We start from the raw sequence: 13,855 nt of genomic DNA, 5'->3' as shown, positions 1-13,855 counted from the left end.
ATGAAGGTTTATTATGGATGGGCGCTATGGAGAATATACGATGCAACGCGTCGTACTCGTATGCTGACCGTGGTTCGATGACGCAACGCCGTTCGACCACCGACGCAGCATACGACACACCCCAATGAGCACGTCCCGACGCACGACACCGAAGAACCGTTCGACGATAACCATCGACCCGGTCATCCCGCTGCAGCCGCGTTCCGGAAACGGGCCGACGACCGACGGCCGGCGCGACAAGCCGGAACCGAACGCGGAACCCGAATCGACGGCGGCGGTCCCGATGATCGACGGAGGCGGCCTCGGGCCGAAGCCGACGACGAACTGACGGTCACCCCACCATTTTTGCCGCCCGTAGCGGCGCGCGCGACGCCTATCCGGCAAGGGTTTTGCCTGCCGAGGTCCAACTACGTCTATGGACGAATCCGAACTCGAAGAGGAACTCCGGAACTTCGGCGTCGACGTTCACGACGTCGACGAAGTCGACCCCGTCGAACTGTCGTACATTACGGCCTATCCGGGCGACGAAGTCAACCACATGGAGATGGGCAAAGTGCTGAACGCCTTCCTCGACATGGAGGAAGACGACGATTGGGAAGCGACGCGGGTCGAGGCGACCGTGCTTCGGTTCGAGGACGAGGTGCTGAACACGTGGCACGCGAAAGCCGAGTGGTTCGAGGGGCTTCGCGAGTACCGAATCTCCGAAACCGAGTTCTCCACGCGCGTCCTCGAAACTCTCGAGGAAGACCTGGAGTGACAGGTCGGTGACCGCGACACACTCACGCCGTCGCTTCGACGTCGCGACGCGGACGCTCAGTTTCGAGAGCGAGGGGACGCAGTGTCGCGGTCGACTCTATCTCCCGGACCGACCGGCGACACCGCCGGTCGTCGTCTGCGCTCCCGACATCGCCGCCGAGCAGACGTTCGGCTACCCGGCGTACGCCGAGCGATTCGCACAGGCGGGCTACGCCGCCTTCGTCTTCGATTACCGCGGCTTCGGCGAGAGCGACGACGCCGACCCCGCGGGATGGTTCGGCGGCGAAACGCACCACCTCGTCGACCCCGCGGCACAGGTGGCTGACTTGCAGGCGGCAATCGACCGCGTCGCCCGACTCGACGGCGAGCGACGCCGCGTCGCGCTCTGGGGCTACGGACTGGGCGGCGGACACGCGATTCGCGTCGCGGCGAACCGCCGCGTCGACACCGTCGTCGCCGTCGCGCCGTTCGTCGACGGACGGGCGTTCGCCCGCGCTCGCTCGCCCCGCTATCTGGCGCGAGCGACTTGCGCCGGCGTGCGTGACCGCCTCGCGGACGCCGTCGGGCGGTCGAACACCGTTCCCGTCGTCGGCGGACGCGACGAGTTCGGCCTCCTGCCGCGCCCGACCGGCGACGCGTATCTCGACTGCGTGCCGCGGACGAGCGACTGGCGGAATCGGACGCCGGCGCGGTCGCTTCTCGCCTTGCTCCGCTACCGACCGCTCGCCGACGCCGCCGACGTGAGCAGTCCGACGCTCCTGCTAGCCGCCGACGCGGATGACATCGCACCGCCCGACGCCGTCACCGCGGCGGCAGACCGAATCGACCGCTCGACGTACGTCCGCCTGCCGGTCGGGCACGTCGACCCCCTCGGCCGGGCGTTCGAGGCGTCGGTCGCCCACCAACTCGCCTTCCTCGACGACGCCCTCGGCGACTAGGCCGAGCGCGATGGCACAAACCCCCGTTTGACCCTCCCCAAAGGCTTTGCCGGGGCCACGACTTGCCACGGGTATGCGCCGTGAAACAACGCTTGCCGCGGGTGCGGCGGTCGTGGCCCTTCTCGCCGTCGTCGGCGCCGTCGTCGCGCCCGGGGCCCTCGCCAATCCCAGTGAGGACCGCCCGGTCCGACCCGGACCGGTCGACATCGCGGGGATGGACATCTCGTCGGGCGAGGTGACCGGTGATACGGTCACGCTCCGCGTCGACACCCAGTTGTCACACCGTGGGCCGCCGACGCGGAACGTGAGTCTCCGCGTGCAGGCCATCGACACGGAGTCGGGGCTGGTCGCGACCACCCGGACCGTCGACGTCGGCGACCTGACCGAGGAGCGCGAGACGGCGGTGCCGACGAACCTGACCGTCGAACGCGAAGGCGGCTACCGAATTCAGGCGGTCGTCTACCGCGACGGACAGCGAGTCGACAGCGGACAGCGCGAACTCCAAGGGTTGGAGGCGCTCCAGCCACCCTACGCCCAGAGCGACGTGCAGTTCGCCAGCGCCGACGCGCTCCCGCCGGTGGCGTTCTCCATCGCCGAGACGGACGGGAATCGGACGACGCTCGACCTGCAGATGGCGCTGACGAACACGGGCGACGACCAACCGGAGAACCTACGCGTGACGGCGACGCTGCGACAGGCCGACTCGAACATCGTCGCCAACCGCGCGGACGTGGCGGTGGGGTCGATACGGCCGGGACGCACGGAAACCGTCTCGACGCAACTGACCGTGCCCGACGGCTACAACTACTACATCGACGTGGTCCTCTGGAAGGACGGCGTCGTCATCGACAGCGCTCGGGGCGCGGCGAACCTCGACCCCACGGAGACCATCAGCGTCAACGAGACCCAACGCGACGTGGAACTGCGCGTGAGTGACTTCAGCGGCGGGAGCGGGGCGGACCGACCGCGACCCGAAGAGACGGAGATGGCGACTTCCGGCGGCGGCCCCGGCTTCGGCGTCGTCGTCGCCGTCGTGGCGCTTCTGGCCGCCGCCCTACTCGTCCGGAGGCAGACCAATGAGTGAATCCAGTACCCAAGAGAGCGAGTCCGAGCAGACCGAACCGACGGCAGAGACGAGCACCAGTAACGACGTCCGGCGCTACGCCAACTACGCCATCCTGTTGGTTCTCGGCTTGCTCGCGTTCGTCGCCGTGATTCGCCTGTATTTCAGCGTCTCGAACGTCATCACGACGTGGATCACCAACGAGTACCGGTCGCTGTTCCAAGCCGCGTTCAACCTCATCGTGGTGCTGGCGGCCGGCGTCGGCATCTCGTACCAGCTCCGACGGCTGTACGGCTAGCTGACGAGAAGCCAAGCGAGGAAGACGGCGACGCCGCCCAGTCCCGTACTGAGGACAGCGTGGACCCGAAGTTGGTCCAGCAGTTCGTGCGCGTCACCCGAGACGGTGAGGAGTTCGTGCACGTCGCTCCCGATTTCACACCGGGGGAGGAAGTCCATGGCGACGTGGAGGAATAGCCCGGCCGCGAAGCCGAAGACGACGCCGCGAAGCGCGGGGACGGCGGGGAGTTGAATCAGACTGGAGACGATGGCCGCGATGCCGACGCCAGCGGCTGGCAGGAGCAAGAGCGTCGGGTCGCGGTCGTTGGCGGCGAGTCGGCGGGCCGCCGCGTACCCCGCCGGGCCCTTGTGCGAGACGATAGCGAGGCCGAGGACCGGCCCGAGTTCGGGCATGTTTCCGTAGACGATACCGATGATGACGCCCGCAGAGAGCGAGTGGGCCGTGAGCGCCGCAGCAGTCCGGTCGAGTGGGAAGTCATAGTGTGCCAGTCGGTGGCCGATGGTGTGGCCGGCGAAACCGATCAGCAATCCGAGGGCGATGCCGAACCCGCCGAAGGTAGTGTGATGGCCGATGGCCTGCGGGACGAGAAAGACGGCAGCACTCGTCACCATCGCACCGGCGGCGAGTCCGTACCCCCACACGAGCGCCCACGAGCGCCCGCCCCACGACCGACGCCCGAGAGGGATGCCAAGAGCCATAGCGAGAAAGGCGACCCACGAGATACCGAGAAGCTTCCACGTGCCGGCGGACGCCGCGAGTGCGGAGAGGGCGACCAAGGCACCGACGGCGGCACCACCGACGACCGATATTCGTCTCATATTAACAACTAACTGCCAGCAATTAATAATACGTTCGATTTCTGGACTCCCGGCCACGAACCGTGTGAACGTTTGTCTATCTCTGTGTTCAGTTAGGTGTTCGCGAACTTTACTTCGCAATTTTTAATCTGGTCTGGCACTGAGGTGTGAGTACATGAGCAACTCGTCTGCGAACGACGGTTCGTCCGACCACGACTACTACCTCCCCGGCGTCTCGGCACCGACGACGGCCGGGCCCATCGAACAGTTCCTCACCCGCCTGTTCCGCCGTCGCGGGCGCTTCTGAGCGAAGCGAACCGAGGCTATTTTGCGCGTGCCGCTCCGTCTCTCGGGGGATGAACCTCCGCTCGTTCGACCCGGTCCACGTCGTCGCGGCACATCTGGCGGTCCTCGTGGCCGTAATCCATCTCGCCCTCGGCGTCAGTAACTGGCTGACGTATCTGAGCGCGGGTATCCTCCTACCCCCGGACCTGCGCTGGCCGCTCTTCGTCGTCTCGGGGCTGGCCATCGTCGTCGGCCTCGTCGCCGCCATCGCGGGCGCCGACCGCCGGCCGCTCTATCTCGGCGGCATCACGCTGATGGTCGTGTACGTCGTCGGCTACTTCGCGTGGCACGCGAGCGGCCACCGCCCGCTGTTCGTCGTTGGGGCGGGCACCCACCACCACGGCTCGACGCTCGCGTATCTGGGCGCCCACGTCGTCGCCGGACCGGCCGAGACGCTCTCGCTGGTCTCCGAGACGGCACTCGCCGCCCTCCTCGGCTATCTCCTGTATCGAGAGGCGTGACGCGACACACGCTTTTGTTGCTCGTCCGCGAAGCGCCCGCATGGAGCGTGACCCGTTCGTCGTCGTCGGTGGCGACGCCGCCGGCCTGAGTGCGGCGAGCAAGTTCCGACGCGAGACCAACCGCGACGTCGTCGTCTTCGAACGCGGCCAGTGGGTGTCCTACGCCCACTGTGGCCTCCCCTACTTCGTCGAGGGGTCGGTCGACCGACTGACCGACCTCCTCTCGCTCTCGCCGAGCGACATCGCCGAGCGAGGCATCGACCTGCGCCGCGGACACGAGGTGGTGGCCGTCGACCCCGCGGCCCGGACCGTCACCGTCGACGCCGGCGACGAGCGATTCGACCAGCCCTACAGCGAGTTGCTGGTGGCGACGGGCGCGCGGGCGACGACCGGCGACTTCGACGCGTCGCTCGACGGCGTCTTCACGATTCACGGCCTCGACAGCGCCGCCGCACTCGACGCGTATCTCACCGCCCCCGACGCCTACGACCCCGCCCGCCTCGGCGACGGCCCCGTCGACGAGGCCCGCGTGACTCACAACGCGGCGCTCGACCCGCCGACGCGAGCGGCCATCGTCGGCGGCGGCTACGTCGGTGTCGAGATGGCCGAGGCGCTGACCGCCCGCGGCGTGGCGGTCCACCTCTTCCAGCGCTCGGGGCACGTCCTCCAACCGTTCGGCGCGGCCGTCGCCGAGCGAGTGGAACCACACCTCACCGAACGGGGTGTGACCGTCCACACCGACGCGACGGTCGACCGCCTCGTCGGCGACGAGCGAATCGAAGCAATCGTCGCCGACGGCGAGCGTTTCCCCGTCGAACTCGCGGTTCTCGGCGTCGGCGTCCGCCCGAACACCGCCGTCCTCGACGGGACGGGCGTCGCCCGCGGCCCGAACGGCGCGATACGGACCGACGCCTACGGGCGGACGAGTCTGCCCGCCGTCCACGCGGCGGGTGACGTGGCGACGGCGCGACACGCAGTAACCGGGACGGAGACGTGGATTCCGCTCGGACTGACGGCCAACCGCGCGGGGCGAGCGGTCGGCGCCACTGTTGCCGGCGACCCCACGCCCGTCGGCGACGTGGCGGGGACGGCGGTGGTGAAGGCCTTCGAGATGGAGTGTGGACGGGTCGGTATCGTCGACGAGGCGGCGGCCGCCGACGCGGGGTTCGACCCCGTAAGTGAGACGATTACCGCGGGGTCGCGGTCCGGGTACTACCCCGGTGGCGACGAAACGACGGTAACCCTCGTCGCCGACCGCACGACCGGGCGCGTCCTCGGCGGCGCCATCGCCGGCCGGGACCGCGCCGCAATTCGCGTCGACACGCTCGCGACGGCCATCGAGGCGGATCTGACCGTCGCGGAACTCGAACGCCTCGATTTGGCCTACGCCCCGCCGTTCAGCCCCGTCTGGGACCCCGTCCTCGTCGCCGCGAAAGTCGTGACCGGGAAGCTGTAGCCCGATTCGGGCGGGCAGTATATACGGGTCACGTCCCTACGCCGTGGCATGGACGGTAGCCCGGCGATAGGGTCGGCCGATGGTCGGTCGGTCGTCGTCGTCGGCAGTGGCTTCGGCGGCCTCTCGACGGCCTGCTATCTCGCCGACGCCGGTGCCGACGTGACTGTGTTGGAGAAAAACGAACAGCTCGGCGGGCGCGCGAGCCGATTACACGCCGACGGCTTCCGCTTCGACATGGGCCCCTCGTGGTATCTCATGCCCGACGTGTTCGAGGACTTCTTCGGCGACTTCGGGCGGACACCGAGTCAGTACTACGAACTCGAACGACTCGACCCCCACTATCGCATCTTCTTCAAAGACGGCGACCAAGTCGACCTCGTCCCCGACATCGACCAGAACCGCCAGCTCTTCGAGTCCTACGAACCCGGCGCGGGCGAGGCTCTCGACGACTACCTCGACCAAGCGGCCTACACCTACGACGTGGGCATGGAACATTTCGTCTACGAAGACCGCTCCCGCCTCCGCGATTACGTCGACTCCGACGTGCTCCGATACGCGCGCGGCCTCTCCCTGCTTGGGACGATGCAGGGCCACGTCGAGGACTACTTCGACCATCCCAAACTCCAGCAAATCGTCCAGTACTCGCTGGTCTTCCTCGGCGGCGCGCCGAACAACACGCCCGCGCTCTACAACCTGATGAGCCACGTCGATTTCAACCTCGGCGTCTACTACCCCGAGAACGGACTCGGCGGCGTCGTCGACGGCGTGGTCGCCATGGCCGAGGAACTCGGCGTCGACTTCCGAACCGGCCACCCCGTTTCGGAGATTAGGGGCCGAGAGGGTGGCTTCGCCGTCCGCACCGAAGACGGACGCGAGTTCTTCCCCGACGAGGTGGTGTCGAACGCCGACTACGCCCACACCGAACAGGAGTTGCTCGTCCCCGAGGACCGCCAGTACGACGCCGACTACTGGGACTCCCGCACCTACGCCCCTTCCGCGTTCCTCCTGTATCTCGGCGTCGAGGGCGACGTCGCAGACCTCGAACACCACACGCTCGTCCTCCCGACCGACTGGGACGACCACTTCGACACCATCTTCAGCGACGACCCCTCGTGGCCCGAGGACCCCGCATACTACCTCTGCGTTCCCTCGAAGACGGACGACAGCGTCGCTCCCGAGGGCCACAGCAACCTGTTCGCCCTCGTCCCCATCGCGCCGGGACTGGACGACGGCCCCGAACGACGCCAGCAGTTCCGCGACCTGTTGCTCGACGACATCGCCGACCACACCGGCGTCGACCTGCGCGACCGCATAGTCTTCGAGAAGTCCTTCTGTGTCTCCGACTTCGCCGAGCGCTACAACAGCACCAAGGGGACCGCACTCGGCCTCGCGCACACCCTGCGACAGACCTCGCTCCTCCGCCCACCCCACGTCTCCGACGAGGTGGACGGCCTCTACTTCACGGGGTCGTACACCACGCCGGGCATCGGCGTCCCCATGTGTCTCATCAGCGGACGGCTGACGGCCGAGACGATGGCACGCGAACGCCGATGACGCTCCGCTATCTCCTGAAACTCTCGCGTCCCCGCTTCTGGCTCTACCTCGCCGGGCCCGTCGCGGTGGGCGTCGTCTACGCGGCCGACTCGACGGCCGACCTGTTCACGCCGACGACGCTCGCACTCTTCGCGTACTTCCTCCTCCCCGCGAACGTGCTCCTGTACGGCGTCAACGACGTGTTCGACGCCGACGCCGACGCCGAGAACCCCAAGAAGGAGGACCGAGAGGTTCGGTATCGCGGCCAGCGAGTCGTGCCACTCGCCGTCGTCGCGAGCGCGGCCCTCCTCCTCGGCCCCGCCGCGCTGACGCCGCGACTGGCGTGGCCGTGGCTCGCCGGCTTCCTCGTCTTGGGCGTCGCGTACAGCGCACCACCACTCCGACTGAAGACCCGCCCACCGCTCGACTCGCTCTCGAACGGGCTGTACGTCCTCCCCGGCGCCGCCGCCTACGCCGCCGTCGCGGGCGCACAGCCCCCACTCCTCGCCGTCGCCGCCGGCTGGGCGTGGTCGATGGCGATGCACACCTTCTCCGCGATTCCCGACATCGACCCCGACCGACGGGCGGGCATCGAGACGACGGCGACCCGCCTCGGCGCACGCGGTGCCTACGCCTACTGCGCCGCCTGCTGGACCGTCGCCGCGCTCGCGTTCGGCCTGCTCGACCCGCGGCTGGGCGCACTGCTCGCCGTCTACCCCGTCGGCGTCGCGCTCGTTCGGTGGGCGGGCGTCGATACCGCGCGTGCCTACTGGTGGTTCCCCGCCGTCAACACCGTGGTCGGCGCGCTCCTGACGATGGGCGGTCTCTGGAGGCTCGTCCATGGCTAGCACTCGCGACGAGGTGCAAGCCCGCCTCGACGAACTCGTCCGCGACAACCGCGTCACCATCGCCGTCGTCTTCCCCCTCGTCGGCGCCGTCCTCCTCGTCGCCAGCGCGGAGGGGGTCGTACCGCCACCGCTGGCGTTCGACCCGTTTCTCATCCTGCTGGGGACGCTCGTGATGCGCTCGCCGCTCCTCGTCGGGATGGGGCCCCTGATAGACCGCCGGGCCGCTCTCGGCGTCGGTGCGCTCGCGGGCTACGCCTATCTCATCGAGTACGTCGGCCTGCGGACCGGATGGCCCTACGGCGAGTTCCACTACGCCATCGACCTCGGGCCCACCATCGCGGGCGTCCCCGTCGGCCTCCCCGTCTTCTTCCTGCCACTCGTCTGCAACGGCTACCTGCTCTGCCTCCTGTTGCTCGGCGACCGGGCGCGGTCCGCGGCCGTTCGACTCCCCGCCGTTATTGCAACCGTCGTCGCCATGGACCTCGTCCTCGACCCCGGCGCCGTCGCACTCGGCTTCTGGACCTACCCCAGCGGTGGCCCGGTGTACGGCGTCCCCCTCTCGAACTTCGCGGGCTGGGTGCTGTCGGCGACGGTGACCGTCCTCGTCCTCGACAGGGTCCTCGACCGAACGGCGCTGCTCGACAGACTCGATTCCTGTGAATTTGCGCTCGACGACTTGGTGAGTTTCGTCCTGCTCTGGAGCGGCGTCAACGTCTACTTCGGCAACTGGGGCGCGGCCGCCGTCGGCGGCCTGTTCGGACTCGGACTCCTCCGGACGGCGCGCTTCGACGTGCCGCTCAGGTAAGTCGGCGGAGGCTGTCGACCGCGCCACGCAGGAGGCGGCGAGCGAGACCCGGCGTCCGCTCGCGATTCGGCGTGGTGGCGTCCGGATGGTCGGGAATCGCGCTCACGCGCCGGAAGACCGTCTCTGGGTCGCGATTCCACGCCCAGTGCCAGCGCGTGAGTGCGACCAGCGCGAGCTTTCGAGCCGTGCTAATCTGTGGCGTCTCCGAGAGCACGTCGTAGTCTCGCGCCCGGATGAGGCGATGGTGGTCCGCGTAGAGGACGGCGGCGACCAACACCGGGAACTGACAGTCCTCCGGGAGCGCCTCGATGCCGGCGACGCCCTCGTGATAGAGCGCCTCCGCCCGCCGGAGTTCGCGCTCCATCGCCTGCTTGAAGCCCTCGCTGGTCTCGAAGTTCCGTATCTGGGCCTCGGAGACGTCGTACGCCGACAGCGTCTCCAACGGCAGGTAGATACGGTCGCGTTCGACGACGTCCTCGCGCACGTCGCGGAGGAAATTCGAGAGCTGGAAGGCCTCGCCAAGCGCCGTCGCGTGCGGGCGCGCCCGGTCGTGGTCATCGGGGTCCATCACCGACGTCATCATCCGGCCGACGGCGGCCGCCGAGCCGTCCATGTACGCCCGCAACTCCGCGAACGTCGCGTACCGACTCTTGCTCACGTCGGTCAGCATCGCGTCCACGAACGTGTTCACGTCGTCGTCGGGGATGTCGTGAGTCTCGCGGAGGTCGGCGAAGGCTTCGAGCACCGGGTCGTCTGTCGGCTCTTGACCCAGTGCCGCCGCTCGCAACCGTTCGAGTTCCGCGCGCTGTTCGGCGGGCGGAACCCCCTCGGCGTCGTCGACCACCTCGTCGGCGACGCGGAAGAACGCGTAGAGGACGTAGGTGGACTGACGAACCCGTTCGGGGAGGAGTCGCGTCGCGAGGTGGAACGTCTTGCCCGTGCGACGCTGAATCGATTTCCCGCGGGCGACGCCGTCGTCGCTCACCACGGGTGACCCTCCATCCGTCCGACCGTCGTGCCCGGGACGCCATCCGGGAGTACATCACGCCCCGTCATACTCACCAGAACGTGTCGCTGCAGTCGTAGACGACCCCGTGGTTCGGACAGACGTACTTGCAGTGACGGCGGTGCATCGCCGCCGCACAGTGAGGACAGGGTCGACCACTCTGAGCGGACATGGCCTTATATATCATACACAGCGACATCATTGTTCCGCCGGTCGCACCGGAAGTGTCCGAATCGGAACCTTCGGCGGCAGACGTTGACCAGTCCGGGCAGGTTACTCGACGCTATCGACAGATGTGACGGGCGATGCCGGCGAAAAAAGAAAACGTCGCGTCGTTAACGATTCAGCACTCGGACCAGCCACAAGACTCGCAGGTCTTGCAGCCTTCGGAGTAGTAGAGGCTCATGGAGCCACACTCCGGACACTCGGGACTCTCGCCGGCGGCGAGGAGGTCCTCGGTGTCGTCGTCGACGGCCGTCGCAGTGCCGTCATCGGACGGCGCCGCTGCCGCGGCCTCTCGCTCAGCCTGTTCGAGTTCGGAGAGGTTCTGCTGTTTGGGGTAGGGCTGGTCGATTTCGCCGTCGAGGTAGCGCCGCATCGCCGTCCCGATGGCGTCGGGAATGGAGTTGATCTGTTCGCCCTTGTCCCAAGCGACCTTCGGCGAGCGGATGCCCTGCAGTTCGGAGGCAATTTCGCGCGGGTCGACGCCCGAGCGAAGCGCCGTCGAGATGGTCTTGGCCAGCGCCTCGGTGAAGGAGGCGGTGAAGCCACCGGAGTTGCCGATGTTGGCGAAGAGCTCGAACGGCTGTCCCGCGTCGTCCTCGTTGATATTGACGTAGAGCTTCCCGTAGCCGGTGTCGATGCGCTGGGTGACGCCGTGGAGCACGTCCGGACGCGGGCGCTTCGTCCCGAGTTCGCGCTCGCCGTCCGCGGCCGCGAGCAGGTCGTCGAGTTGGGTGTCGAGGGCGGCCTGGACGTCCTCGTTGTCGAGGAAGCCCTGCAGCCCGCCGAACACCTCGTTCATCTGTTCGACCAGCATCTCGGCGGCCTCGCTCTCGTCGGAGAACTCGGCGTTCTGGGCGCGGGTCGTCAGCACCTGCTTCGAGCGCGTGCCGTCGCGGTAGACGGTGACGCCCTTCCCGCCGTTGTTGTAGATGTAGCGGTACACCTCGTCCATGTCCTCCATCGAGGCGGAGTTGGGGAAGTTACAGGTCTTCGAGATGGCGGAGTCGACGCCCTCCTGACAAGCACACTGGACCGCGGCGTGTTGCTTCCCGGAGAGGTCGCCGGTGACGACGAACAGTTCGCCGATGGGGTCCGGAACCGTCTCCAGCCCCTCGACGCCGTCGAACTCGTTGTTCGCCATCTGCTCTTGGGCTTCCTTCTTGACCGCGTCGATGTCGAGGTCGTTGGCCTCCAGCGTCCGCAGGAAGTAGTCGTCGAACTCAACGAGCATCTCGTCGCCCTGCACGTCGTCGGAGACGTTCTTGTAGTAGGCGACGTTGTAAATCGGCTCACAGCCACCCGTGGTGTTGCCGACCATCGACGTGGTGCCCGTGGGGGCGATGGTCGTCGTGTTGTGGTTGCGGACCGGGAAGCCGTCTGCCCACTCGTCGGCATCAAGGCCGGTGTGGTGCTCGAACCACTCGCGGTACTCGGTGGGGTCGGCGTACTTCGAGTCGTCCCAGTCCGAGAACGTCCCGCGGTCCCCAGCGAGTTCGTGGGAGGCCCACTTCGACTCGTGGTTGATGTGGGTCATCAGCTGCTCGGCGACTTCGTTCCCGGTGTCGCTCCCGTAGCGGATGCCGAGCTGGACGTACAGCTGTGCCAGTCCCATGACGCCAAGGCCGATTTTCCGCATCTCGCGGACCTTCTGCTCGATTTCGTCGACCGGGAAGTCCGACATGGTGACGACGTTCTCGAGGAAGCGCGTCCCGTACTCGATGCGATGGTCGAACGCGTCCCAGTCGATGGCGTCTTCGAGGAAGGCGTCGACTGCCTCGGCCTCGGTGTCGTACTCGTCGGCGTGCTCGTCGGCCCAGACGCGCCAGTCCGGGGCGTCGAGGTCCGCGAGCGTCGAGAGGTTGATGTGGCCGAGGTTACAGGCCTCGTACTCCTCGAGTGGCTGTTCGCCACAGGGGTTGGTCGCGAGGATGCGATGGTCGGGGTGTTCCTCCACGTCGAAGGAGTGCTGCTTGTTGACGCGTTCGAGGTAGATGACGCCCGGTTCGCCGTTCTCGTGGGCGCCCTCGACGATGTCCTCCCACATCACCTCTGCCGGCAGGGAGAGCTCCTCGCCGACTTCGACGTACTCGCCGAGGTCGAACATGTCGTAGAGCTCCTTCGTCTCCGGCGTGGCGATGTGTGGCTCGCCCGTCCGGGGGTTGGTGAAGGTGAACTCCTCACCCTCCTGCAGCGCGTCCATGAAGTCGTCGGTGATGCCGACGGAGATGTTGAAATTCGAGAGGTGACCCTCGACGGCGTTGCGGAGGTGTTTCGGCACCTTCCCCTCGTCGTCGATGAGTTCGCGGGCCTCCTCGAGCGCCTCGGTGAAACTGTTGTGCGTGTAGTCGTCGGGGTCGTTGAGGCGGAGCGTGTGCGCCAGCGAGACGTCCTTGTTCTTGGCGTGGATGAACTGGATGACGTCGGGGTGGGAGACGCGCATGACGCCCATCTGGGCACCGCGGCGCGCGCCGCCCTGCGCGATGGTCTCGCACATCTGGTCGAAGGTGCGCATGAACGTGATGGGCCCGGAGGCGATGCCGCCGGTGGAGCCGACGGGGTCGCCGTAGGGTCGGAGTCGCCAGAAGGCATAGCCCATGCCGCCACCGGACTGGAAGACCTGTGCGGCCTCCTTGGCGGTCTGGTGGATGTCGTCGATGTCGTCCTCGGGGGAGTCGACGAAACACGCCGAGAGCTGCTGCAGTTCGTCGCCCGCGTTCATCAGGGTGGGCGAGTTGGGCATAAAGGAGAGGTCGCCCATCAGCGTCTCGAACTCCTCGCGGGTGTCCTCGACGACTGCGCGTACGTCCTCGGGCAGCTCCGGAACGACCGTCTCGTAGGAGAACTTGTTGACGTTGTGCTCCGAGAGGGTCGTCTCGGCGTCGTCGTCAACGGTGGTCCCCGCACCGAACACCTCGGCCGCGAGCTCGTCACGGCGGGGGTGGTCGGGCTTCAACTGGTCGGGGGTGACGGTAATCTCGACGTCCTGCTTGCGTGCCTCAAACACGGCCTCCGCGAGCGCGATGTTCTTCGCGACGCGCGGGAAGAGGTCCTCCGGTTCCTCGATGAGGTCGCCGTCCGCGTCCTTTCGAAGGTAGCGCGCGGGCAGGATGTTGTGATACGCGTTGGCGGTGAGTCGGTCTTCGAGCGTCTCGCCGTCTGTGCGTTTGATCGGTAAGTCCACTTCGTCGGTGTCGATGTCGTGCGTACTCATGTCTGGTGTGAAGGTTGCGGGTCCCGGCCCGGCAATTGGCTCAATCCGCTCGTGGATACACGGAATCAGAGCGTAAAGGCGTTTGTTCTCGTCGCCGAAGTATCCGATTCCTG

15 protein-coding genes are annotated in these 13,855 nt (G+C 67.3%); 11 read left to right on the top strand and 4 right to left on the bottom strand.

All coding sequences use genetic code 11. From position 1 onward, the window contains the following. Positions 1-124 precede the first annotated feature (124 nt). From BLU18_RS09695 to BLU18_RS09675, 5 genes are all read left to right on the top strand, one after another. Positions 125-328, top strand: coding sequence for a hypothetical protein (locus BLU18_RS09695; RefSeq protein ID WP_092634438.1), 204 nt, complete (start codon positions 125-127; stop codon positions 326-328). A gap of 87 nt (positions 329-415) precedes the next feature. Then, on the top strand, positions 416-757 hold the full coding sequence (locus BLU18_RS09690; protein WP_092634436.1) for a DUF8159 domain-containing protein: 342 nt from the start codon (positions 416-418) through the stop codon (positions 755-757). A gap of 7 nt (positions 758-764) precedes the next feature. Beyond that, positions 765-1,694, top strand: a complete 930-nt coding sequence (locus BLU18_RS09685; protein ID WP_092634434.1) for an alpha/beta hydrolase — start codon at positions 765-767, stop codon at positions 1,692-1,694. 73 nt (positions 1,695-1,767) lie between these two features. After that, positions 1,768-2,778, top strand: coding sequence for a DUF7490 domain-containing protein (locus BLU18_RS09680; protein WP_092634432.1), 1,011 nt, complete (start codon positions 1,768-1,770; stop codon positions 2,776-2,778). Continuing rightward, positions 2,771-3,055: a DUF8060 family membrane protein gene (locus tag BLU18_RS09675; RefSeq protein ID WP_092634430.1), complete on the top strand. Its 285-nt coding sequence runs from the start codon at positions 2,771-2,773 to the stop codon at positions 3,053-3,055. Before BLU18_RS09680 ends, BLU18_RS09675 begins: the two co-directional genes overlap by 8 nt. On the opposite strand, the gene BLU18_RS09670 is transcribed toward BLU18_RS09675, so the two are convergent. After that, positions 3,052-3,873 (bottom strand): ZIP family metal transporter, encoded by an 822-nt coding sequence (locus BLU18_RS09670; protein WP_092634428.1) that lies wholly within the window; start codon positions 3,871-3,873, stop codon positions 3,052-3,054. The genes BLU18_RS09675 and BLU18_RS09670 overlap by 4 nt on opposite strands. 154 nt (positions 3,874-4,027) lie before the next feature. Here BLU18_RS09670 and BLU18_RS15185 point away from each other — a divergent pair, with 154 nt between their 5' ends. The 6 genes from BLU18_RS15185 to cruF are packed head-to-tail and all read left to right on the top strand — an operon-like array spanning position 4,028 to position 9,300. Continuing rightward, the gene (locus BLU18_RS15185; RefSeq protein ID WP_281241036.1) at positions 4,028-4,159 is read left to right on the top strand and encodes a hypothetical protein; all 132 of its coding nucleotides are present in this window, start codon (positions 4,028-4,030) and stop codon (positions 4,157-4,159) included. 49 nt (positions 4,160-4,208) lie between these two features. Further along, entirely contained in the window at positions 4,209-4,658 is a 450-nt protein-coding gene (locus BLU18_RS09665) for a hypothetical protein (RefSeq protein ID WP_092634426.1), read from the top strand. Positions 4,659-4,698: 40 nt separating this feature from the next. Then, entirely contained in the window at positions 4,699-6,114 is a 1,416-nt protein-coding gene (locus tag BLU18_RS09660) for an FAD-dependent oxidoreductase (protein WP_092634424.1), read from the top strand. A gap of 48 nt (positions 6,115-6,162) precedes the next feature. After that, positions 6,163-7,668, top strand: a complete 1,506-nt coding sequence (locus tag BLU18_RS09655) for a phytoene desaturase family protein (RefSeq protein ID WP_092634421.1) — start codon at positions 6,163-6,165, stop codon at positions 7,666-7,668. Continuing rightward, positions 7,665-8,495 carry a prenyltransferase gene (locus BLU18_RS09650; RefSeq protein WP_092634418.1) on the top strand — a complete coding sequence of 277 codons (831 nt, stop codon included), beginning with the start codon at positions 7,665-7,667 and terminating at the stop codon, positions 8,493-8,495. Before BLU18_RS09655 ends, BLU18_RS09650 begins: the two co-directional genes overlap by 4 nt. Then, positions 8,488-9,300: a bisanhydrobacterioruberin hydratase gene (cruF, locus tag BLU18_RS09645; RefSeq protein ID WP_092634416.1), complete on the top strand. Its 813-nt coding sequence runs from the start codon at positions 8,488-8,490 to the stop codon at positions 9,298-9,300. The genes BLU18_RS09650 and cruF overlap by 8 nt, the downstream gene beginning before the upstream one ends. Here the strand turns inward: cruF and BLU18_RS09640 are convergent. From BLU18_RS09640 to BLU18_RS09635, 3 genes are all read right to left on the bottom strand, one after another. Then, complete coding sequence (locus tag BLU18_RS09640) at positions 9,293-10,285, bottom strand: phytoene/squalene synthase family protein (RefSeq protein WP_394327336.1); 993 nt, start codon at positions 10,283-10,285, stop codon at positions 9,293-9,295. The genes cruF and BLU18_RS09640 overlap by 8 nt on opposite strands. 73 nt (positions 10,286-10,358) lie before the next feature. After that, a complete protein-coding gene (locus tag BLU18_RS15225) occupies positions 10,359-10,478 on the bottom strand; it encodes an HVO_2523 family zinc finger protein (protein ID WP_342702047.1) in 120 nt (39 codons plus the stop codon). 171 nt (positions 10,479-10,649) lie between these two features. Next, a complete protein-coding gene (locus BLU18_RS09635) occupies positions 10,650-13,742 on the bottom strand; it encodes an adenosylcobalamin-dependent ribonucleoside-diphosphate reductase (RefSeq protein WP_092634412.1) in 3,093 nt (1,030 codons plus the stop codon). Between the last annotated feature and the right edge of the window lie 113 nt (positions 13,743-13,855).

Source organism: Haloplanus vescus (genome assembly GCF_900107665.1).
Lineage (GTDB): Archaea > Halobacteriota > Halobacteria > Halobacteriales > Haloferacaceae > Haloplanus > Haloplanus vescus.
The sequence above is the reverse complement of the archived record's forward strand: the minus strand, read 5'-3'. Positions and strand labels throughout refer to the sequence as shown.